This is a genomic window from Lactobacillus xujianguonis, from assembly GCF_004009905.1.
Lineage (GTDB): Bacteria > Bacillota > Bacilli > Lactobacillales > Lactobacillaceae > Lactobacillus > Lactobacillus xujianguonis.
The window spans coordinates 80628-103492 of record NZ_ML136872.1; the positions used below are offsets into that span (position 1 = coordinate 80628).

Genomic DNA, 22865 nt, shown 5'->3' on the forward strand with positions numbered 1-22865 from the left:
TTATTATTCTTTAAAATTAAACTTAACACTAATTTTAGACTAATCCATGGAAAAGTCCAATCGCGTAATTGGCGGCATCAAAATCAGCCAAATCTTCAGGCTTTTCGCCAAGACCAACTAATTTTACTGGTAATTTCATTTCGTTGCGGATTGCTAACACAACCCCGCCTTTGGAAGAACCATCTAATTTAGTTAAAACTAAGCCGGTTAATTTGGTAGTTTTATCAAAGTCTTTGGCTTGAAGTAAGGCATTTTGACCAGTTGAGCCATCTAAAACTAACAAAGTTTCAGTTGGTTGATTAGGGGCTAACTTTTTGATTGTTCTTTGGATCTTTTCCAGCTCTTTCATCAAGTTAGCCTTATTCTGCAACCGTCCAGCCGTGTCAACTAATAAGTAATCAACATGTTCATCAATTGCTCTTTGAGTTGCGTCATAAACAACTGAAGCTGGATCAGCCTTTTCCTTACCAGTCACCACCGGAACGTCAACGCGCTTACCCCATTCAACCAATTGTTCAACCGCACCAGCTCTGAAGGTATCGGCTGCTGCCATTAGGACAGTTTTACCTTGATCCTTAAAACGCTTAGCTAATTTACCAATCGTCGTAGTTTTACCAGCGCCGTTAACCCCAACAAAGAGATAAACATTTGGCTTTTCATCTTCGTTGTAAATTAATTTTTCATCGTCGCTGTCACCATTTTGATCATACAAGTCCACTAACTTTTCAACGATGACCTTCTTTAAGTCATCCCGTGACTTGGCATTTTGTAATTTAGCTTCATCCCGCAGTTCTTCGGTTAATTGTTCGGCGGTTTCAAAGCCAACATCAGATTCAATTAGTAAATCTTCCAAATCATCAAAGAAGTCTTCATCAACCGTTCTGAATTTGGCAAAGAAAGCATTCAAGCGGGCAACAAAACCTTTATTGGTTTTTTCTAGCCCTTTTTCATATAATTCTTTCTTTTCTTCTTCAATTGATTCTTCACTAACAGGTTCGTCTACTTCTTCAGTAGTTTCTGCTTCGCTTGCTTCTGGTTCAGTTTCCTGTTCTTCCTCTGGTGCAGAAGGTTCAAGCTCTGTGACTTCACTTGCTACTTCTGGTTCGGTTGGTGCAGAAACAGGTTCAGTCACCTCAGGTTCAGTTGGCGCTGCAGCTGGTTGCGTGGGTTCTGTAGCCGTGAGTTCAGGCTCTGTTGGTTCTGTTGCAGCTTCATCTGGCTCAGTTGCTTGTTCCGGTTCAGTAGCTGCAACTTCCTCTTTCTTTTCTTCTTCGTCTTCTTTTTTACCAAAAAGAGATTTTTTAATTCGGTCAAATAATCCCATTAAGCTTCCACCTCATTCTTTATATCTTTTAGTGAGACTGACAAAATTTGGGAAACACCTGATTCTTGCATGACTAACCCAAATAATTGGTCAGCTTGTTCCATGGTTCCACGACGGTGCGTAATAACGATAAATTGAGTGTGCAAATCGTATTTTTGTAAGAAGCGAGCAAAACGCGCAACATTGGCATCATCTAAAGCTGCTTCTACTTCATCGAAAATACAGAATGGCACTGGATTGACTTCAAGCATGGCAAAGAGCAAAGTAATCGCCGTTAAAGCCCGTTCACCACCAGACAGGAGGCTAAGACGTTGCAACTTTTTGCCAGGTGGTTGAGCAATCATTTCAACCCCAGTAGTCAGCATATCATCTGGATCAGTTAAAACTAACTTAGCGCTACCGCCACCAAACACCACTGGGAAGATCTTCGTGAAATGTTCAGAAACTTGCTTAAAAGTGGTCTCAAAACGACTGCGAACTTCTTTATCTAATTCATCCATTGATTTTTCCAAGTTAGTCCGCGCTTTTAGCAAGTCATTTTGTTGCCCATTTAAGAAATCATACCGTTTCTTGACATTTTCATATTCTTCAATGGCATCTAAATTAACTGGACCAATATCTTCAATCGACATCCGGTGGAGTTTAACAGCCTTCTTTAATTTATTGCGATTTTCTTCAGTATTATCAATCGTCGCCTTATTGAGAGCTGCCTCGTAAGTCAAAGCATAGTCTTCACGCAAAGTCTCTAATTTTTGATCCATCTTAGAGTCAAATTTAGCAATTTGAACTGAATAATTCTTTTGCTCTTCAGCGGCATCTTTACGTAAATCATAATTACGACTGGCCACTTGTTCTAATTGATTAATTTTAGCATCAAATTGGCCCAACTTGGCGGACAAGTCATTAAGTTGTTGTTGCAGATCCTTTTGCTGTTGCGCAATTGTTTGGCGATCAGCTTCTAGTTGCGTCTTTTGTTTTTGCGAAGTCTCCCCATTATCAGAGAGTGTCTGCAACTTGTGCGTCAACTGATCTAATTGTGCTAGATCATTCTTAAGCTGGGTTTGCCGTTCATGACGTTGATTGGCTAAGTTTTCAAGTTTATTCGCAAAAACAGCGATCTGCGGAACTAAATCTGCCACCTCAGCTTGCACCTTTTTATTCAGTGAAGTGAAATTCTTAATGCGATCTTCCATTGTCGCCATTGCTTGTTTAAAGTCACTGGCTTGATCAGCTAAGCTGTTTTGTTTATCCTTTGCTGCTTTAATCTGAGCTTCCAGGTCTGCAATACGATCATCCCGCTCACGCAAACGAGAATTATAAAGTGCACTAGCATCAGCCAAGCGGTTAACTTCTTTTTCTTGACTTTGATATGACAAGGCAGCTTCATTTAACTCTTGCGTTGCCGCCTGCAAGTCAGTTTGTAAATTAGCTAACTCTTGTTTAGCTTGGTCTGCTTCATCACTAATCTTGCCTAAACTAGCTTGATCAGCTTTAAATTGTTTCTGCAAGCTCAAAATCTTGCCCTGCAATTGATTTATCTCAGCCGTTGTTTGCAATGGCGAATTGTTACGTAAGTTTTTCACGCCCCCAGTCATTGAACCACCTGGGGAAATAACATCCCCATCTAAGGTAACAATGCGGTAGCGACCAACTCGTTGAGCAACCTTCATGGCGGTTTCAATTGTATCGACAATAATGACGCTGCCCAGCAAATAGTTAATAGCCGGCGTTAAATCAACATCGGTATTACTAGTAACTAATTCACTAGCCACTCCTTTAAAGCCTGCAAAAGACTGTAAAGTAGTGACAGTTGAGCGTGGAATCGTGTATTGGCGTAAACCGTCTAATGGTAAAAACGTTGCTCGTCCAGCGTGATTCTGTTTAAGTTTATTGATTGCATCCCGAGCACTAGTTTTGGTCTTGGTAACTAGATTCTGTACTCCGCCACCTAAAGCCGTGGTCATCGCTGCTTCTAATTCAGCTGGAAAAGTAATTAATTCACCAACTGCTCCAATCACACCCGGATAATCAGCTAAATGATTCAAAACATTTCTTACGCCGAAATAGTAACCTTCATGCCGCTTTTGAATATTAACTAGGGCTTCGTGACGGGCACTAATCTTTTGCAATTGATTTCTTTCCGCCGCAACTGTTTGCCGCAAAGCTTGCAATTGCTCTTCTAATTGCTGTGCTTCTTGCTCTTTAGCAGTATAATCAGCTTCTTTTTGCTTACGTAAAACCTTTAATTTCTGTCCTTGCGTTTGCAAAGTAGCAAGTTCTGCTTTAGCCTTATCTAATTGCTCAGCTACATCATCATTGTGATAAGAAGTATCATCATTTATTCGCTTCAACTCGGATTGCAAATAGACAATTTGGTTATTATTTGAAGTTTGATCCTGCAATAGCTGAATATAATCATTACGCTTTTCATCAAGTTGATGATTGAGATCTTCAGGATTCGCCTTTAGCGTGCCAACCAGTTTAGCTCTTTGCGCCTTTAATTGATTTTGCTGAGCAGTTAGTTCCTGTCGTGACTTGTCTTGTCGAGCTAAATCTTTCTCAATTTCAGCGATAGCTTCTTTTAAGTCAGCTACTTGCTTACGATATTCGTTTTTAGTTGCTTCATCAAATTGCTTAGACTGTTCTGTCATCTGCAAATCAGCATTGATCTTCGAAAGCTTTTCTGTCAATTGCAGTAACTGACTTTGAATTTCTTCGCGTTTTTCGCGCAAAGCTTGATATTCAGCCCGTTTCTCTGTAACCGAAGCTTGAGATGACTTAACTTCTTGATCTAACTTACTGAGTAAAGACTGATTATCATTCGCTTCTTTTTGCATCGCCAGTTTTTGCTCATTTAGCGTTTGAATTTCAAAGGCTAACAGGGTCTTCAACTTTTGATCAAGACCAGCTTTTTGGAATTGATATTCCTTAGCTAAAGAACTTTGCTCATGCAAGGGTTCAACGCGACCTTCCAGTTCCTTAACTAAATCATTAATTCTAATTAAGTTGTCATTGGTCTTTTCTAATTGCGCTTGAGCTTCTTCTTTTTGTTGCTTGAAGTGTAAAACCCCAGCTGCCTCTTCAAAGATCTCACGCCGCTGCTCTGGACGTGAGTTTAAGATTTGATCAACTCGGCCCTGGGAGATAATCGCTAAGCTGTTTTGAGAAATTCCTGAATCAAGAAATAATTCTCGGACATCTTTTTGGCGAACGTTTTGATGATTAATCAAGTATTCATTATCACCAGAACGTAGAATTCGTCTTGTAACAGCTACTTGATCACTATCAAAATGCAAGTCACGCTTTTTATTATCGAAAACTAGGGTGACTTCTGCTCGATTAAGCGGCTTCCGAAATTCACTACCAGCAAAGATGACGTCGCGCATGTTATTACCACGTAGGCTCTTAGCTCGACTTTCACCCATTGCCCAGCGAATCGCTTCAGTAACATTGCTCTTACCACTACCGTTAGGTCCGACGATGCCAGTGATACCATCACCGAAATGAATCGTGGTTTTGTCTGCAAAGGATTTGAAACCATCAATAATTAATTCTGTTAATGGCACAAGTACCCCTCCTACTCAAGATTTTGCAAAGCCTTCTTGGCTGCTTGCTGTTCAGCTGCTTTTTTATTGTGTCCTTCGCCCTGAGATTGAACCTTACCATTAATTTTCAGTTCAACCACGAAGTGAGATGGCAACTGTGATTCACTAATCGTGACATATTCAATGTTGACTGGACCATCTTGCTGCAATAATTCTTGTAAATCTGTCTTATAGTCACGGGAATCGTCAAATTCACCCTTATCAATTAAAGGATAGACTGTTAAATGCAAGAAGTATTGCACTGCCTTCATCCCTTGATCAAGGAAAAGTGCACCATTAAATGCTTCAAAAACATCTTCAAGCAAAGTCTTACGATGACGAGCACCAGCTTTTTCTTCTCCGCGACCCAGGTTTATTTCATCTTGAAAACCACATTCAATTGCGAATTCAGAAAAGCCTTCAGTTCGAACGATGTTAGACCGCATCCGCGTCAATTCACCTTCATTTAATTTGGGATAATGCCGGTAAAGATAATCGGAAACTGCCAATTCTAGCACAGCATCGCCTAGAAATTCTAGCTTTTCATAATCCCGCGCTTCATCGGGATGTTCATTTGCATAAGAAGAATGAGTAAAAGCTTCTTCAAGCAATTCAAGATTGTTAAATTTAATTTTATATTTATCGTTTAATTGTTTAATAAATTTTGTGCTTACCATATTTCTGCCTTTCGTACCTATAAATTATACCAGTTTTCATAGACAGACAAAAAACAACCTGAGTCATTTTCAGGTTGTTTTTTGAGATTATTTGTTTATGAAAATTACTTAGTGAAAGCAACGTCGTTCCAACCAAGGTCAGAATCGTTAGAAACTGAGTAGCCAGTCAACTTGCTGTTAACAGCAGTAATTTTGTATGCATTTGAAACTGGTACTACATATGCTTCATCGAACATGTACTTTTGCCACTTCCATAAAGCGTTCTTGCGGTATTCAGTATTCAAAGCCTTCTTGCCATCCATTTCAGCAAGTAACTTGTTGTTTTCCTTAGTTACGAAACGTGAGAAGTTAAATGGAGCCCGTTCACCGTAAAGGTTGTTTTGTGAAGGATCACCCGCTAAGCTCCAACCAGCCATGAACATATCAATACCTGGATCGTCGTTTTGAACCTTGTCGTAGAATGAGTTACCTTCAATCAAACGACCACCAGTTAACTTAACGTTCAAGCCCATCTTCTTCCATTGTTGGATGTAGTTTTGGATGATTGGTTCTTGAGTTGAGCTACCAGTCATGGCTGCCAAGTGAATAGTTAATGGCTTACCGTTAGGTTGGACACGGTAAGTACCCTTCTTCTTGTAACCAGCCTTGTCCAAAAGTTCGTTACCCTTCTTAATGTTGTAAGTGTAACCCTTGATATCCTTATCAAAGAATTCACCGAAGGCCTTTGGTACCAAAGTAGGAATTCTGAAGGTTAAGCCTTGAGTATAACGCTTGTTAACTTGATCAACGTTCATACCATAAGCAATAGCTTGACGCAAAGCCTTGTTGTTCATCTTTGCGTTCTTGTTCATGACGTTCTTGCCAGCCTTCTTGTCCCACTTACCAACCTTGAAACCAAGGTAGTTGTATGAAAGTGGAGTGTTGGCAATAAAGTTGTAGCCCTTAGTATTCTTAACTTGTTGCCATTGTGAGTTAACAACATCAATAATGTCAAACTTGTGTGACTTAAGAGCTTGAGCAGCTGAGTTTGAAGAAATTACAGTTTCAGTAATCTTCTTGATGTGTGGTTGACCCTTGTAGTAGTACTTGTTTGGTGACCAAGTTACTGATTGACCACGAACAATCTTATCAATCTTGTATGGACCAAAGAATAATGGCTTTTGACGAACCTTGTCAGATGAAATCAACTTATTCATTGGTACATCTTTCAAGTAGTGGTAAGGAGTTGCAGACTTCCAGAAGTAACCTGAACCAATCATGTTCATACCTGGGTACATTTCCTTAAAGTGAATTACCAAGGTATTACCATTTTCACCATTAGGCATTTCCAAGCCCTTGATAGTCTTAGCTTTGCCTTCATGGAATTCTTTGAAGCCCACAATGTTTTCCAATAGAGATGAATATCTTTGTGATCCACTCTTGGAGTTAGCAATGATTTCATATGGGTATTCCATATCTTTAGCAGTTACAGGCTTACCATCTGACCACTTAACACCCTTTTTAAGTTTGAAGGTAATAGTCTTAGCTTTATTATCTAATTTAAAGGTAGCAGCACCTTTGTTAGTAATTTCATAGCTTCCGTTTGAAGTAACCAATGATTCATGACCAAATTGACCAACAGTATCATCAATTGAATCAGTTGACAAAGTATCTTCAAAGATACCCTTAAATGGGGTATTAGCTAAAATAGCATATTTTAATGTACCACCATTCTTCTTTGGCTTATTTGGAACAGTTTGTGGAAACTTTTCCTTTGAAGCATCTTGATTATTAGCATTGTTCTTGTTACCACAAGCAGCTAAAGCTAATGCAGCACCGGTTAATAAACCGATTGAACCTAAAGCTTTAATTTTATTCATTAAAATAACCTCCCGATTATTGTGGACTTTTTTGAATCAAGTTGATATTTAGAATAATAACACAGAATTAACTTATTGTGAAGTTTAAATTAGAAAAAATATGAAAAAAGTTTTAATTATAGCTTTATAAACAAAAAGAATAGCATAAACTCAACACTTATGCTATTCATAAAGTTTTTATTAAGTTCAATTAATTTTCACGTTGACGAGCATCAGCAGCCTTTTGCAAAGCACGACCAACATAGTTAATACTCAATGAAATAATCAAAAGTAAAATTGCAGCTGGCATCCATAACCAAGGACGAGTAGTAACGTTAACAGGATCATTAGCATACCCAATTAAAGTACCAAGAGATGGAGTAGTGATTGGTAAACCATAACCAATAAATGAAAGTCCAGTTTCAACACCAATGTTACCGGCAATCCCCAAAACTAAATCAATGATGATCATTGAAGAAATATTTGGTAATACTTCTCTAAACATGATTTGCAAATCACTAGATCCCGAAGTCTTCGAGGCCATAACATATTCTCGTCCACGCTGTGCTAAAACGAAACTTCTGTAATACCGCGCCGAACTCGTCCAGCCAAAGATCGAAATCATTCCTACTAAAGTGTAGGCGTTGTAGTTAGGAATAACTGTTGCCAAAACAATCAAGATTGGAAAATTTGGCATAATCTGGATGAAGTCGACAATTCTCATAATGATGGAATCAATGATACCGCCATAGTATCCTGCAAAAATACCAACAATTAAACCAACAACCATGGAAATCAAAGTTACTGAAATACCAATCATGATAGAGTTACGTCCACCCATGATTAATAATTTCAAAATATCACGACCACCTTCGTCAGTACCGAAGATATGGCCATTTTCACCCCAAGCATAGTAGGATTCAGCAATGTTAATTTCTGTAACTTGTGACTTGTTTAAGAACAAAGAACCGACAAAACAGAATAGTAAAATTGCTATTACAATACAAAACGCTGTTAACGCTGCTTTATCTTTAACAATTTCGCGTAAAACAATTCGAATTCCTAATGGAGGAGTTGAAACCTGTTGACTGTTATCTTTTTTCATTTTTTTATCTTTAGCCATTTTCTTCTCCTCCCTACTGAATTCTGATTCTTGGGTCGACAATACTCATGATAATATCTGAGAGCAAGTTACCAATTAAAGTTAAAATACCGTAAAGTAAGATTAAAGCTGTCAAAGTCGTATAATCACGTTGAGAAATTGAATCCATGAACAATTGTCCCATACCAGGATAATTGAAGACAGTTTCAATAATAACGGAACCACTAAGTAAACCAGTAATCGTGTTACCAAAGAAAGCAGCGATTGGTAAAAGTGAGTTTCTCAAAATATGTTTATTAAAGACGACTTTTTCAGGAACACCCTTTGAGCGAGCAGTCCGAACATAATCTTCTACTCGGTTATCCAAAATACCAATTCTCAAGTATTGAACAGTACCTGTGGTAGAAATTACAGCAGCTAAAATTGCTGGTAATAGCATATGATAGAATCTACTCCAAATAACTGGGAAGAATCCAGATGCACTACCAGAAACAGAACCAGATATTGGGAACCAACCAAGCGTATAGCCAAAGAGCCAGATACCTAAAATGTAAACCACGAAACCTGGAATAGCGAAAGTAATGTAGTTAAAGATCTGAATCAAAGTGCCTTGCCAGTGACCTTCACGACGACCAGCAGTAATTCCCATTGGAATAGCTAAAGCATAAGTAATTACAACGGTTAACAAGGATAGCCAGAAGGTATTAACAGCACGATCGGCAATTAATGAAGTAACTGAAACGTGTTGAACATAACTAGTACCTAAATCACCATGGAATAAATTACCAACCCAACGGAAATATTGTACCCAAATTGGATCATTTAACCCAGCAGCTTGTCTTAAGCGAGCAATTTCTTTAGGGTCCGTGTTAGGGTTAATCAAACCGGTAAATGGATCCCCTGGCATCATTTTAGCCAAAATAAAGACAATGATACTTAAAACGATTAGCTGTGGAATCATGATTAAAAGACGTCTTAAGACCGTTTTCCACATTATTATTTGCCCTCCATTTCATTCAATTCAGCACTTGGTAAGGCAACGTAATGAGTCGTAGTAAGTTTTTGTAATGGAAATACTCGACCGTCTTTGTCGTACCACTTACTTTGGTCATTGCGATATTCTGCTTCAACTTCCAAACGGTGCTTCTTGTGCTCTGCACGGTGTTCAACATCGACCTTCGGAATAGCTGATAGTAAACGCTTGGTATAAATGTGCATTGGATGCTTATAGATATCATCTTTAGTACCCAGTTCTACTAAACGTCCACGGTTCATAATCGCAATATTCTCTGACATGTGGCGAATAACACCTAAGTCGTGAGAAATAAACAGATATGCAATATTGTATTGTTGTTGAATATTCTTCATGAAGTTCAAAACCTGTGCTTGAACTGAAAGGTCCAAGGCACTAGTTGGTTCGTCAGCAATGATCAACTTAGGATTAGTAGCTACCGCACGGGCAACCCCAATTCTTTGTCTTTGACCACCAGAGAATTCGTGTGGATACTTGTAAATCGCATCACTTGGCATCCCAACGATATCAAGTAATTCTTGTACACGTTCACGTTCTTGATCAGTCGTCAAATTTTCAAAGTTTCTAATTGGTTCCGCAATAATGTCCTCAATTCTCTTTCTTGGGTTCAAACTGGACATTGAATCCTGGAAGATCATTTGACCATCTTTGTTGTAATTTAACTTTCTTCGGTTAGAAGCCTTAGTAATATCTTGACCTTTGTAGAAAATTTGGCCACTGGTGACCTTTTCAATCCCAACGATCGCCTTACCGGTGGTAGATTTACCTGAACCAGATTCACCAATTAAACCGTAAGTTTCACCTTCATTAATGGTTAAATTAATACCATCAACGGCACGAACATAATCAGTAATCCTATTCCAGAAACCAGAACGAATTGGGTAGTGAACCTTTAAATCTTTAACTTGAATAATTTCTTTACTCATAGATTACTCTCCACTTACTGAATTAACTTCTTGAGGTGCTGGTTGGTCTTCAAAGTGGAAACTCTTCCAGCAAGTACATCTTACCCAATGACCTGGTTCAACTTCATGAACTTGAGGATTTTCTTCATGGGCACTTGCTGGAATCCAAGGAATTCTAGCAGCGAACCGATCCCCAGTACGAGGCATATTCTTCAATGATGGCACTGTACCATGAATCACAAGAAGTTCTTCGTCACTATCGCCTTCATTTTGTGGCATGGAGTTCAACAAAGACCGTGTGTATGGGTGTAATGGATGTTCAAAAATTGTCTTAACATCGGATTTTTCAACGATTTGACCGGCGTACATAACGGCAACTTCATCAGCAGTTTCAGCTACGACACCTAAGTCGTGAGTAATCAAGACAATACCTGAGTGAGATTGCTTTTGAATATCTTGCAGCAAGTCCAAAATCTGCGCTTGAATAGTAACATCAAGAGCAGTTGTTGGTTCATCGGCAATGATGATTTCTGGCTTGCAGGCAATGGCCATCGCAATCACGACACGTTGACGTAAACCACCAGACAATTCGTGGGGATACATCATGTACATTTCTTCAGGATTTGGCATCCCAACTTGATTAAATAGCTCAATTACTCGTGCCTTACGTGCCTTTTCATCCATATCTGTGTGGTAGTAAAGGGTTTCGGCAACTTGATCACCAACACGCATTAATGGGTTTAAGCTGGCTAATGGATCCTGGAAAATCATCCCGATCTTATCACCACGAATCTTATTGAATAAAGATTCATTCAAACCAACTAAATTAAGCTCATTGTAGAGAATGTCCCCGGTTACTTTAGTATTTTGATGATCGTATAAGCCAATAATGCTTGATGCGATCGTGCTCTTACCACAACCAGATTCACCAACAATGGCCAAAATTTCATCTCGTTTTAAGGTCAGATTGACATCATCTGCAGCATCATAAAACTTGCCTTGCAAGCGATATGCTGTGTGCAGGTGCTGGATATCTAACAAGAGATCACTTTGCTTCTCCAAAGGTCATTCCTCCATCTTACTGTACTTATTTATTAAAAGGTACTTAAGTTTCTTAATTTATTTTCTAATTATAAACATAAAGCCGCCCTCATGCAAACTGAGAACGGCTTTTTTTCAAAAAAATTATTCTTGGTGAGCTTTGATATAAGCAACAGCGTCGCCAACAGTTTTAATTTTTTCAGCCTCATCATCGGGAATTTCAGCGCCAAACTCATCTTCTAGTTGCAAAATAAATTCCACTAAGTCAATTGAGTCAGCATCTAAATCACTAGAAAAATTAGTATCCTTAGTAATCTTATCTGCATCAATATCAAAATTATCAGCAATTAAGCCCTTAATCTTATTAAAAATTTCTTCTTCGCTCATATATCCTCCTATTATTTAGCAAACGTAGCCTTAACCTCGCCTACTAAATCTTCGTCTAACATTTTATCAATTTGTTTCAAGGTATAGTAAATTGGTCTTTCATTAGAACGACCATGAGTTTTAACAACCGGAGAATTTACTCCCAATAAGACGGCCCCACCATGAACAGCTGTATCGTACTTGTTCTTTAGGTCGTTAACAGCATTCTTAATCATTAAGGCACCAATCTTTGTCATTAACCCATTATTAAGCAAACTATCCTTTAAGGAGTGGAGTAAGACGCTCGACATCCCTTCCACACTCTTTAAAGCAATATTACCAGAAAAACCGTCAGTTGCAACTACGTCCGCCTTACCGGTCATAATTTCGTTACCTTCAATATTACCGATAAAGTTTAAATCACTCTTTTGAAGCAACTCATATGCAGCTTGGTGAATTTCGTCACCCTTATCGCTTTCGGCACCATTATTAAGTAGAGCAACACGCGGATTTTTCACATCACGAATTTTTTCAGCATAAAATGAAGCCATTTCAGCCCATTGCAAAATATATTCTGGTTTAGTCTTGGCATTTGCCCCAACATCGACAATATTAAAGCCTTTATCAGTATTTTGAGCAGGCAAAGTTGGCATTAAGCCTGGGCGACTAATTCCTTTAATCCGGCCAATAATGAAAATTCCACAAGCAAGTAAAGCTCCAGTATTACCTAAAGAGAACAAAGCATCAGCCTTGCCTTCTTTCACAAAATTGGCAGCTTCAACCATTGATGAATGTTTCTTGGTTCGCATGGCTTTAACTGGCTCATCTTCATCATTAATTACTTCAATAGTTGGAACAATCTTTAATTGATCATTAATTTCATCAGCAGGGATTACTTGTCTCAATTGTTCTTTATCACCAAATAAAATGAATTGCGTCTGAGGAAGTTCTGCTCTAACTTTTAACACTCCATCGACAATTGCCTTAGGCGCATTTTCTCCACCCATGGCATCAATTGCGATTCTTTTCATGAAATAATCACCTAATCTTTTCTAAATTCTATTTTGTTCCAGTTTTTTATATTCTAGCACCTCGCGCAGAGATTCGTGAACTGCTTTTTTTAGTTCTGGATCAGCTGCTATTAATTCTTTAGCAACCTTTTGAGCAACCACCATCGTATTGTAGTTGTTCACGACATTTCCAACGCGAAACTCTGGTAAACCTGATTGGGCTTTGCCAAAAAGGTCACCTTCGCCGCGCATCTTGAGGTCTTCTTCAGCTAATTTAAAACCATCATTAGTGGCAGCAATAATTTTCATCCGAGCTTTACCTGATTCAGTTTTGGGATCAGCAATGAACATGCAGTAACTTTGCGTCTGGCCACGACCAATCCGGCCTCGCAGTTGATGCAATTGACTCAGACCAAACCGCTCAGCATTATAAATGATCATCATATTCGCATTTGGTACGTCGACCCCAACTTCGATGACGCTGGTTGTTACTAAGATATTGATTTCGCCAGCAGCAAAATCCGCCATAATTTCATCTTTTTTAGCCCCAGGCATCTGTCCATGAAGCAAGACAACCTTTTGATCTGGAAAATCATGGCTTAATTTTTCATGTAATTCTTCGGCATTCTTTAAGTCCATCGTTTCAGATTCAGTAATTAAGGGTGTCACTGCATAAATTTGAAAACCAGCCGCTAGCTGCTCTCGCATCAGGCGATAAACATCATCCATCTGACTACTTGTTTTCCAAGCTGAAATAATCGGCTTGCGCCCTGCTGGTAAATGACGAATTTCAGACACGGTCATGTCCCCATAAACCGTTAAAGCTAAAGTTCGCGGAATTGGCGTGGCTGTCATCGCCAGAATATCAGGATCTTCACCCTTATTGATCAAAGCCTGCCGTTGGCCAACCCCAAAGCGGTGCTGTTCATCAATAATGACTAGACCCAAGTTTTTGAAAATAACATTATCTTGAATCAAGGCATGTGTCCCAATGACCACATTGATTGTGCCATCAGTTATTTCACGATAGATTTCTCGTCGCTCCAAAGTCTTGGTATTACCAGTCAGTAAAGCCACTCGCACGCCAAAAGGTCGTAACAATTCATCGATCTTCTTAAAGTGCTGGGTCGCTAAAATTTCAGTTGGCACCATTAAAGCAGCTTGATAACCAGCAGTAATTGCCGCATAAATAGCATAAATTGCTACAACTGTTTTACCAGAACCAACATCCCCTTGCAAAAGACGGCGCATTTGCCTTGGAGAATGTAAATCAGTAAAAATTTCATTGACCACTTCTTTTTGGTCAGCTGACAATTCAAATGGTAATGAGGATGTAAGTTTAGCGATTTCTGTTAAGTCATAGTCTTTAGCCTTGCCTCGTGCCTTTTGATTATTGCTGGCAGTTAACTCAGCTAGTTGAATCTGAAAGATAAAGAACTCTCGAAAAATTGCACTTCGTTTGGCAAGTTCTGCTTCTTGACCATTCTTAGGATGATGCATTTTAACGATAATTTCCTGATCTGATAATAAGCTATATTTTGGCCTAATTGCAAGCGGTACAATATCTTTTACTTCAGGTAAAAAATCTTCAATCGCTAAATTGATTAAATCAACTAGTTTCTTTTGTCGCACATGCTTGTTAACCGGATAAATCGGCGCCATACCACTATCATTTTCCTTAGTAACGACAAACTTGAAGCCAGATAAACTCTGACGAGCAACATTATATTTACCATAAATTGCTACTTCTTGACCGATTTCTAGCTGTTTTTTCAACCAGGGCTGGTTAAAAAAATTGACCATGATCACATCATGGTCAATTCTTAGTTTGAAGCTTAGACGACTCTTTTTGTAGCCAAAACGGCTCACAAACGGTTCAGTCGCTACAATCCCTTTTAGCATTACCTTTTGACCATCCATGATTTGGTCTAAAGGTAAAGTTTGCAATTCATCATAGCGAAACGGAAAGTAGAATAATAGATCATAAATACTATAGATTCCTAAGCTTCCCAAATTGGCTGCAGTTTTTGTTCCAACTCCTTTTAAATCGGTCACAGGAGAAAATAATGCATTATTTTTAATCATTTTATTCAACTGAAACTAAGAAATGGTAAACTGGTTGGCCACCATCGTGAACTTCAAATTCGAGATCATCATGCTTAGCTTCGACTGCTTTAACTACTTCATCAGCTAAAGACTTATTAGCATCGCGCCCAAACATGATGGTTACAATTTCTGAATCTTCATCAAGCATCTTTTCGATCATTTCAGTTGTAGCAGCTACTAAATCAGCATTATCAACCTTGATCTTGCCATCAACAATGCCAAGGTAATCATCTTTATGAATTTCAACATCATCAATGTTAGTGTCACGGTTAGCTTGTGTAACTTCACCTGAAACAACTGAATCTAAGTCTTCAGTCATTGCTTCCACGTTTTCATCAACAGAAGTATCTGGATCAAATGAAAGCATTGCGGTTAAACCTTGAGAAATGGTCTTGGTTGGCACAATTCCTACTGGAATATCACTAACTTCAGCAGCTTGCTTAGCAGCCATAACGATATTACCGTTATTTGGTAAAATAATGGCCTGCTTAGCGCCAGACTTCTTAATGGCATCAATAATATCAGCAGTTGAAGGGTTCATGGTTTGTCCACCAGAAATAATCCGGTTGACCCCTTCACTTTCAAATAACTTGCGAATTCCGTTACCTGAGCAGACAGCGATGACAGCAAAATCAACTGCATCTTGCTTTTCTTCATCGTCATTAACGATGGTTTCGTGTTGAATCCGCATGTTATCAATCTTGATCTTACCTAATTGACCAAATTGGCTACCATATTGGAAAACATCACCTGGGTGTTCAGTGTGAACGTGAACTTTGGCAACTTCACCATCTGAAACAGCTAATAATGAGTCACCTAATTCAGATAAGTGCTTTCTGAATTCTTCCAAGTCAAACTTCTTCTTGTTAGGCACATCAGCAGTTAAGTCAACCATAATTTCAGTACAGTAACCATTAGCAATATCTTGCGTTGCTAATTGACTTTGAACTGATTGGTGGTGCATGGCATTGATCATTTCATCCATTTCAGTTTCATCTGGTTGATATTGATCAGCAAAGTTTTCACCAAGTAAACCTTCTAAGAAACCTTCATAGATGAATAACAAACCTTGACCACCGGAGTCAACAACACCGACTTGCTTTAAAACTGGTAATAAGTCAGGGGTAGTCTTCAAAGCCTTCTTAGCTCCTTCAACTACCGCCTTCATTACTTCTTCTACATCATCAGTGTCATTGGCCTTTTCGGCACCTTCTTGAGCAGCAACGCGTGCAACAGTTAAAATAGTTCCTTCAACTGGCTTCATTACTGCCTTATAAGCAGTAGTTACCCCATTAGAAAAGGCATTTGCTAACTCTTGGGCATTTAAAGTCTTCATCCCTTGAGTTGCCTTGTAAAAGCCTCTGAACAATTGTGAAGTAATAACACCACTATTACCACGAGCACCCATCAGCATCCCGCGAGCAAGACTTTCGGTTAAGTCGCCAACGCTAGTGCTTTGATTCTTAGTAACTGCTCTTGCACCACTTTCAATGGTCAAATTCATATTGGTACCAGTATCACCATCGGGAACTGGGAAAACATTCAATGAGTTTACAAACTCAGCATTCTTTCCCATTCGGTGCGTAGCAACCCGGACCATGTCTCTAAATTGTTTACTATCTATTTCTTTTAAAACCAACCTAATAACCTCCGCTTGCGTTATTCATCAAGTACTTTAACGCTTTGAATGATGACATTAACGGCCTTTGTATCAATGCCTAATTGATTCTTCAAATTATATTTGACACTGCTTTGAACATTACGACTAACTTCCGAAATCTTCAAGCCATAGCCAACAATAATGTAGACATCTACCGTAATTTCATTATCTTCAGACTTGACAACAACACCGCGCTTGTAATTGGCCCGATTAAGAATTCCATCGAAACCATCACGAATGGCATTCTTAGAAGCCATTCCTACAACGCCGTAATTAGACGTAGCTGCACTACCAACAACAGTTGCAATTACTCCGTTTGAAATATCGATCAAACCATTTTTTGTTTTGATTTTAACAGCCATGTTTCTCCTCCGTCTTCATTGTCTCGAATATACGTATTCATTTTATCATAGTAAACTACAAAAGCGCAGTAAAACCTATTTATTAAAAAATACTTTTCCTGTTGAATTAAAGTTCAAGATATGCTATCTTAATTAAGTATGAAAACACATATAAAGGAGGTTTAGCAAATGGCAAAAGATTTTGTGACAGGTAAGAAAACTACTTTTGGTAACAAGCGTTCACACTCAAAGAGATCAGCTCGTCGTGCATGGAAGCCAAACCTTCAAAGAGTTCGTATTCTTGTTGACGGTAAGCCAAAGCGCGTATGGGTATCTGCTAAGACTTTGAAGTCTGGTAAAGTAACTCGTGCCTAATGATTAACCAAGCCCTTACAGAACTATCTGCGGGGTTTTTATTTTGCAAAAAAGTAAGTAATTAAGTACAACATTTGTGCAACAACAAAAGAAGAGCATGGAAATGAGTCATCATTTTCCTGCTCTTCTTTTTCTTTATTTCATAATATTGTGATGTTTGTCATCATCAGGAATTTCACTTGCCATCCGCTCTTGAATTGGCGTGTAAGCATATTCCGTGATTAATTCCCCTAGCTTAGTTGGCAAGCCAAGATCTTGATAAGTCACATTACGTGATAAACCATTAATGGTAGCAACTTCTTTATGATTCTTTTTATCAAAAACATGCACATGATCTTTATGCAAGTATTTCTTAACATCATTCTTTACTCGATCAAGCTCAGCTTCAAAGCGTCCACCTTCAACATCACTGACTTTATTTTCAAAATCACTGTATTTCATAATCTAGCCTCATTTCTTTTATCTGCTTCTATTGTACACGCATTTCTAGAGATTATGAAAGCGATTAATATCTTTTGAATAAATTGCCGCAATCATGCCCTCGTCAAACGAAATTTCAAATTCAGGCTGATGTGGTAAAAACTCATTAGACGAAAAAACTCGTGGATAATTTGCCGAAAAATTATCTAACTCATACCGAGCATGTTTGATGGAAAAATTTTTTACTCCCGTCAATCCGGCAAAACCGATATAGGGATAAGTCAAATCCTGCTGCAATGAATGTTGACCTGGATTAAAAAATAAAATTTTATTTTGCTGATCAAGAATGGTTACTCGCTCTGCAAATTGCCGAATTGCTTGATTCAGTAGCATCAATAAATTGATCAAAAAATGATCAATCCGCCCACCCGTTGCTCCTAAAATCGTTAATTGCGTAACATGATAATCATCAAACACCGTTTGCAGCATCAGTTCTGAATCGGTCCAATCTTTAATCGGATTGGAATAGCGGATATCCGGCACATTACTTTCAATACGGGATAAATCTTTAGGCTTGAGTGAATCAAAATCGCCAACTGCTAAATCTGGCACAATACCCAATTCTTCTAAATATAAGGATCCGCGATCAACACCGACCACTAAATCATGAGCATATTTTGCTTTCAAGAACCGCTTTTTGATGTCTTCGGGCCATAAATCTGTCGGCCCACCTAGTAATGCATATGCTTTCATGAGGCCATAATTCTCTCTAACTTCTGCATTTGGCTGGCAAAATCAGCAGCTTCATATAAATACGAGCCCACCACAAAAACATTAGCACCGGCATCTTTAGCTAACTTAATGGTCTGATCATTAATCCCACCATCAACTTCAATAGGCAGTTCTGATCCGGCTATTTCTCTAATTTCTTTAATTCGATTAGCTGATTCCGCAATAAATTTTTGCCCGCCAAAGCCAGGATGAACAGTCATAACTAGTACTTGCTTAATTTTGCCTAAAAATGGCTTAATGACCTTGACTGGTGTATCTGGATTCAGAACTAACGCCCCAGCTACATGATGGTCAGCTAAATAATCTAGCCAATAATTGAGCTTCGCCTCACTCATTGCTTCATAATGCAATTCAACGCTGTCAGCGCCAGCCTTCACAAAAGCCGGAACAAGATCATCAGGATGATCACTCATAAAATGGATTTCCGATTTAATTGATGGGAACTCCCGCTTAAAATCTGATACCAATTGTGGTCCAAAAGATAAGTTAGGAACAAAATGCCCATCCATAATATCAATATGAAAACGACTGATTCCAGCTGCAACAGCTTCATCAATATCTTTTTTTAAATTTAAATTATTTGCATTCAAAATAGATGGTGCAATCATCAACTTCTAATCTCTCCCATTTACTTCAAATATTCAGGTAACCGTCCCTCACTAATTTCGGTCCGCATTGCCAAATAATCATCATAACGCGCTGGTAGGATTTCGCCTGCAGCCAGCAATCTTTTCACTTCACAGGCTGGTTCTTTTAAATGTTGGCACCCGCGAAACTTACATTTGCTGCTGGCTTTTTTAAATTCAATAAAGTAGTTACACAATTCATTGAGCTTAATTGGGGTTAAGTCAATTGAAGAAAAGCCAGGGGTATCAGCTAAAAAGCCCTGTCCCATCTTAAATAATTGCACTTGTCTTGTTGTGTGTTTACCCCGATTTAAAACTTGCGAGATTTCACCAGTTGCTTGATTGGCATCCTTTTTTAACTTATTTAATAAAGTTGACTTGCCAGCACCAGATTGTCCTGCTAAGGTCCAAATCTGTCCTGCTGCGATTAAATTAGGTAAATCTGCTGCCAATTTAGTCGCATCATCATAAACAGGGTAGCCAATTTTTTCATAATAGGCCAAAATTTCCTTAATTTGACCTAACTTATCGCTATTTTTAAGCAAGTCACCTTTTGACAAATAAATCGTAACTTGGACTTTCTGCCAACTAAAAAAGTTTAAAAAGCGATCAAGCAGTGCTACTGAGAAGTCAGGTTGCACTGCAGAAATAACTAACAAAACGTGACTAACATTAGCCACAGCTGGGCGTCCGATGCGATTCAAACGTGGCAAAATTTTAACTAAGTAACTCATGCCTTGATCATCAATCTGAATCTCAACATGGTCACCGACAGCCGGTTTTTGCTTCTTCTGTCGAAATACACCACGTGCTCTTGTTCTGATTAACCCCTCACTAGTTTGCACGTCATAATAACCTGCAATCAAACCAGTTACGGTGCCTTCAGCTTGCCTTGTCATTTAGTCACCTTTTCATTCAAAATTGTCTCGCCATCACGTACTACTCTTAATTGACCTGAACCATCCTTTAGTGAGAATGGAATTGAAAAGCTCATATCACGCTTAATGTACAGATCACGATAAATATTACCTAAAGAGTGGTCATCATCGCGAATGTAAATTTGCACATGATTACCCTTGGCATTTTCTTTTTCTTCTGCTTCACGATGATTATCACCCTGTGTTTCGTCAGCAGGAGCTTGATAATCAACGGTAAAGGTCTTAGTCACATTGGTATCTTTAGCATCTTCTTTTGGCCCTTTAGAAACTACTACTGTGACCGTTGAGCCACGTTTTACCCGCGTGCCGGCATCTGGTCGCATGGAAATAATCATGCCCTTTTCAACATGATCTGAATATTCTTGGATTATTTGTAACGTTAAGCCATATTCTTTGGCATAATCCTGCGCACTCTTCAAAGAATAATTCTTCAAATCCTTTAATTTGATTAAATTCTTCTTTGGCTTTGGTGCTTTGCCTTGGGAAACTACCAAAGTAATAGTTGTCTGTTTTGGTTTAACTTCAACACCAGCAGCAATACTTTGCGAAATGACTTTTCCTTCATCAATGTCATTCGAATATTGGTTTTCTCGAATGACATCAAATCCCAATTCTTCTAACTTAGTGGCAGCTTCTTCGTAGTCAGTATTCTCTACATCAGGAACTTTGATCATTCCCGCGCCACTAGAAATTACTAGGTCAATAACTTGACCTTTCTTTAGCATCTCACCTGCAGCCGGTTTGGTTTCAATCACCTTACCAACGGCAACACTATCAGAATGCCGTTTAACTGTATTACCAATCGTAAAACCAGCATCTTCGATTTTAGCTTTGGCCTTACCTTCAGCAAGATTAGTTACATCTGGTACTCTAACTCCAGCTGGTTGATGATCTTGATTTCCACCTAAGGCAAAAATCATGATGAGCACAATTAATACAGCGGCAATTCCCATAAAAATAAACCACCATTTATGAGCTCTAACTCCCTGCCAGAAATCATGATGTTGCTCTTTCGCAGTTTCTTTAGGGGAAGATTTTTCTTGCTCAGTGTTTTGCTTAGTCACATCATTATCAGCCTTTTTAAAGCCAGGCAGGATAATAGTTTCATCATCATTAATACGATGATTAGGTACAAAGACTTCTTCATCTTTACGACTAAAGTCTAAACTTGTATCCAGATCCGCCTTCATTTCCTGAGCTGTGGCATAACGATCGCGTGGATCTTTAGCAGTAGCTCTTAATACCACATTTTCTAAAGCTTGCGGAACTTTTGGATCTTTTTTACGAATTGATGGAATTGGTTCTTGGGCATGCTTTAAAGCAATTGAAACTGGCGTTTCACCGTTAAACGGCACTTTACCAGTTATTAACTCATAAAGAATAATCCCTAAAGAATAAATATCTGATTGCTTAGTAACTAGACCACCACGAGTTTGTTCAGGTGACATATAATGCACCGAACCCATTACTGAGTTGGTTTGGGTGATGGAACTCTGATTAAGCGCAACTGCAATTCCAAAGTCAGCAATTTTAACATTACCGCGCCGATCCAGCAGAATGTTTTGCGGTTTCAAATCACGGTGAATGACATTATGCTTATGAGCCAAAGCAACCGCACTTAAGATTTGGTCCATGATCCGAATCACTTCATGTAAATCAAGAGGTGAATTTTCACCAATATATTCTTTCAAATCTGGGCCATCAACGTATTCCATTACCATGTAAGGTAAACCTTGATCAGTCCCGACATCAAGCACAGAAACGATATTTGGATGACTTAATTCACTAGTTGCTAGGGCTTCTCGCTGAAACCGTTCTTCGATTTGAGGTTCTTTTTGCAAATCTAACCGTAAGACTTTGACGGCAACTTTTCGCTGCAAAATGATATCTTCAGCTAGATAAACATTGGCCATGCCGCCTTCACCCAAAGTATCGATAATGCGGTAGCGTTCACCAAGCAAATAAACTTTATCAATCACTTGCCTTCATCCTCCTTGTTCCAAATCAAGCAGACGGTAATATTGTCACCACCACCTAATCGATTTGCCTCATTGATCAGTTTATTACAACGATCTTTCAAAGAGAGATCCTTGGTTGCCAAAATCTGTTGGATTTGCGGATCACTTAAAGAATTGGTCAAACCATCAGTGCACAATAAGATAATATCGTTGTCATTCAGCTTAATCGTGGTAAATTCTGGATCAATCGTACTTGAAACACCTAAAGCTTGAGTGATGATGTTCTTTTGGGGATGATGCTTAGCTTGTTCTTTGGTAATTTGCCCCATTTTTACTAATTCATTAACTAAAGAATGATCTTCAGTTAATTGGGTAAATTTCCCATCGGCATAGCTATAACCACGCGAATCACCCAAATGAGCAATTAAGGCATTATCAGCAAAGGCAAAAGCTAGCACAATCGTCGTTCCCATTCCATTTAGATCAGAAAAACGATCTGCGGCTTTTAAGATAGTTTCATTTTCAGTATTAAGCTGCACATCAAGCCACTTACGGGCAATTTTCGAGTCAGTAAAATCAGTTGCTTTAAAATTATGTCCTAAATGAGTCACGGCCATCGTAGAAGCTACATCGCCGCCTTGATGTCCGCCCATCCCATCACAGACAATTGCTAAAGTAATATCGCTTTTATTTTTAAAAACTCGAACAAAATCTTGATTGCTTTTACGTATTCTACCAATACTTGAAGCATATGCTGTTTCAATCAAAA

20 protein-coding genes are annotated in these 22865 nt (G+C 38.7%); 1 reads left to right on the forward strand and 19 read right to left on the reverse strand.

Features of this window, described 5'->3' with window-relative positions; all coding sequences use genetic code 11:
* Positions 1–34 precede the first annotated feature (34 nt).
* From ftsY to EJK17_RS01325, 13 genes are all read right to left on the reverse strand, one after another.
* Positions 35–1324 (reverse strand): signal recognition particle-docking protein FtsY, encoded by a 1290-nt coding sequence (gene ftsY, locus EJK17_RS01265; protein ID WP_103660984.1) that lies wholly within the window; start codon positions 1322–1324, stop codon positions 35–37.
* Positions 1324–4890, reverse strand: a complete 3567-nt coding sequence (gene smc / locus EJK17_RS01270; protein WP_103660983.1) for a chromosome segregation protein SMC — start codon at positions 4888–4890, stop codon at positions 1324–1326. Before smc ends, ftsY begins: the two co-directional genes overlap by 1 nt.
* Positions 4891–4901: 11 nt before the next feature.
* Positions 4902–5585: a ribonuclease III gene (gene rnc, locus EJK17_RS01275; RefSeq protein ID WP_103660982.1), complete on the reverse strand. Its 684-nt coding sequence runs from the start codon at positions 5583–5585 to the stop codon at positions 4902–4904.
* A 104-nt stretch (positions 5586–5689) separates the two neighbouring features.
* Positions 5690–7444, reverse strand: coding sequence for an oligopeptide ABC transporter substrate-binding protein (locus EJK17_RS01280; protein ID WP_103660981.1), 1755 nt, complete (start codon positions 7442–7444; stop codon positions 5690–5692).
* 190 nt (positions 7445–7634) lie between these two features.
* The gene (locus tag EJK17_RS01285) at positions 7635–8546 is read right to left on the reverse strand and encodes an ABC transporter permease (protein WP_127796138.1); all 912 of its coding nucleotides are present in this window, start codon (positions 8544–8546) and stop codon (positions 7635–7637) included.
* Positions 8547–8559: 13 nt separating this feature from the next.
* A complete protein-coding gene (gene opp4B / locus EJK17_RS01290; protein WP_103660979.1) occupies positions 8560–9519 on the reverse strand; it encodes an oligopeptide ABC transporter permease in 960 nt (319 codons plus the stop codon).
* A gap of 2 nt (positions 9520–9521) precedes the next feature.
* Complete coding sequence (locus tag EJK17_RS01295; protein WP_103660978.1) at positions 9522–10484, reverse strand: ABC transporter ATP-binding protein; 963 nt, start codon at positions 10482–10484, stop codon at positions 9522–9524.
* 3 nt (positions 10485–10487) lie between these two features.
* Positions 10488–11525 (reverse strand): ABC transporter ATP-binding protein, encoded by a 1038-nt coding sequence (locus tag EJK17_RS01300; protein WP_127796139.1) that lies wholly within the window; start codon positions 11523–11525, stop codon positions 10488–10490.
* A gap of 123 nt (positions 11526–11648) precedes the next feature.
* Complete coding sequence (acpP, locus tag EJK17_RS01305) at positions 11649–11891, reverse strand: acyl carrier protein (protein WP_103660976.1); 243 nt, start codon at positions 11889–11891, stop codon at positions 11649–11651.
* 11 nt (positions 11892–11902) lie between these two features.
* Positions 11903–12901 (reverse strand): phosphate acyltransferase PlsX, encoded by a 999-nt coding sequence (plsX, locus tag EJK17_RS01310; protein ID WP_103660975.1) that lies wholly within the window; start codon positions 12899–12901, stop codon positions 11903–11905.
* A gap of 21 nt (positions 12902–12922) precedes the next feature.
* Positions 12923–14962, reverse strand: coding sequence for an ATP-dependent DNA helicase RecG (gene recG, locus EJK17_RS01315; protein WP_103661019.1), 2040 nt, complete (start codon positions 14960–14962; stop codon positions 12923–12925).
* Between the two features lie 4 nt (positions 14963–14966).
* Positions 14967–16625 (reverse strand): DAK2 domain-containing protein, encoded by a 1659-nt coding sequence (locus tag EJK17_RS01320; protein ID WP_127796140.1) that lies wholly within the window; start codon positions 16623–16625, stop codon positions 14967–14969.
* Positions 16626–16645: 20 nt separating this feature from the next.
* On the reverse strand, positions 16646–17008 hold the full coding sequence (locus EJK17_RS01325; RefSeq protein ID WP_103660973.1) for an Asp23/Gls24 family envelope stress response protein: 363 nt from the start codon (positions 17006–17008) through the stop codon (positions 16646–16648).
* A gap of 168 nt (positions 17009–17176) precedes the next feature.
* Between EJK17_RS01325 and rpmB the strand changes: the two genes are divergently transcribed.
* Complete coding sequence (gene rpmB, locus EJK17_RS01330; protein ID WP_103660972.1) at positions 17177–17362, forward strand: 50S ribosomal protein L28; 186 nt, start codon at positions 17177–17179, stop codon at positions 17360–17362.
* Positions 17363–17497: 135 nt separating this feature from the next.
* On the opposite strand, the gene EJK17_RS01335 is transcribed toward rpmB, so the two are convergent.
* The 6 genes from EJK17_RS01335 to EJK17_RS01360 are packed head-to-tail and all read right to left on the reverse strand — an operon-like array spanning position 17498 to position 22863.
* On the reverse strand, positions 17498–17803 hold the full coding sequence (locus tag EJK17_RS01335) for a hypothetical protein (RefSeq protein ID WP_103660971.1): 306 nt from the start codon (positions 17801–17803) through the stop codon (positions 17498–17500).
* A 45-nt stretch (positions 17804–17848) separates the two neighbouring features.
* Entirely contained in the window at positions 17849–18535 is a 687-nt protein-coding gene (locus EJK17_RS01340; RefSeq protein WP_103660970.1) for a thiamine diphosphokinase, read from the reverse strand.
* Positions 18532–19185 carry a ribulose-phosphate 3-epimerase gene (rpe, locus tag EJK17_RS01345; protein ID WP_103660969.1) on the reverse strand — a complete coding sequence of 218 codons (654 nt, stop codon included), beginning with the start codon at positions 19183–19185 and terminating at the stop codon, positions 18532–18534. Before rpe ends, EJK17_RS01340 begins: the two co-directional genes overlap by 4 nt.
* 17 nt (positions 19186–19202) lie before the next feature.
* Entirely contained in the window at positions 19203–20099 is an 897-nt protein-coding gene (gene rsgA, locus EJK17_RS01350; RefSeq protein WP_103660968.1) for a ribosome small subunit-dependent GTPase A, read from the reverse strand.
* A complete protein-coding gene (gene pknB / locus EJK17_RS01355) occupies positions 20096–22117 on the reverse strand; it encodes a Stk1 family PASTA domain-containing Ser/Thr kinase (protein ID WP_103660967.1) in 2022 nt (673 codons plus the stop codon). Before pknB ends, rsgA begins: the two co-directional genes overlap by 4 nt.
* Positions 22114–22863, reverse strand: coding sequence for a Stp1/IreP family PP2C-type Ser/Thr phosphatase (locus EJK17_RS01360; protein ID WP_103660966.1), 750 nt, complete (start codon positions 22861–22863; stop codon positions 22114–22116). Before EJK17_RS01360 ends, pknB begins: the two co-directional genes overlap by 4 nt.
* Positions 22864–22865: the final 2 nt, after the last annotated feature.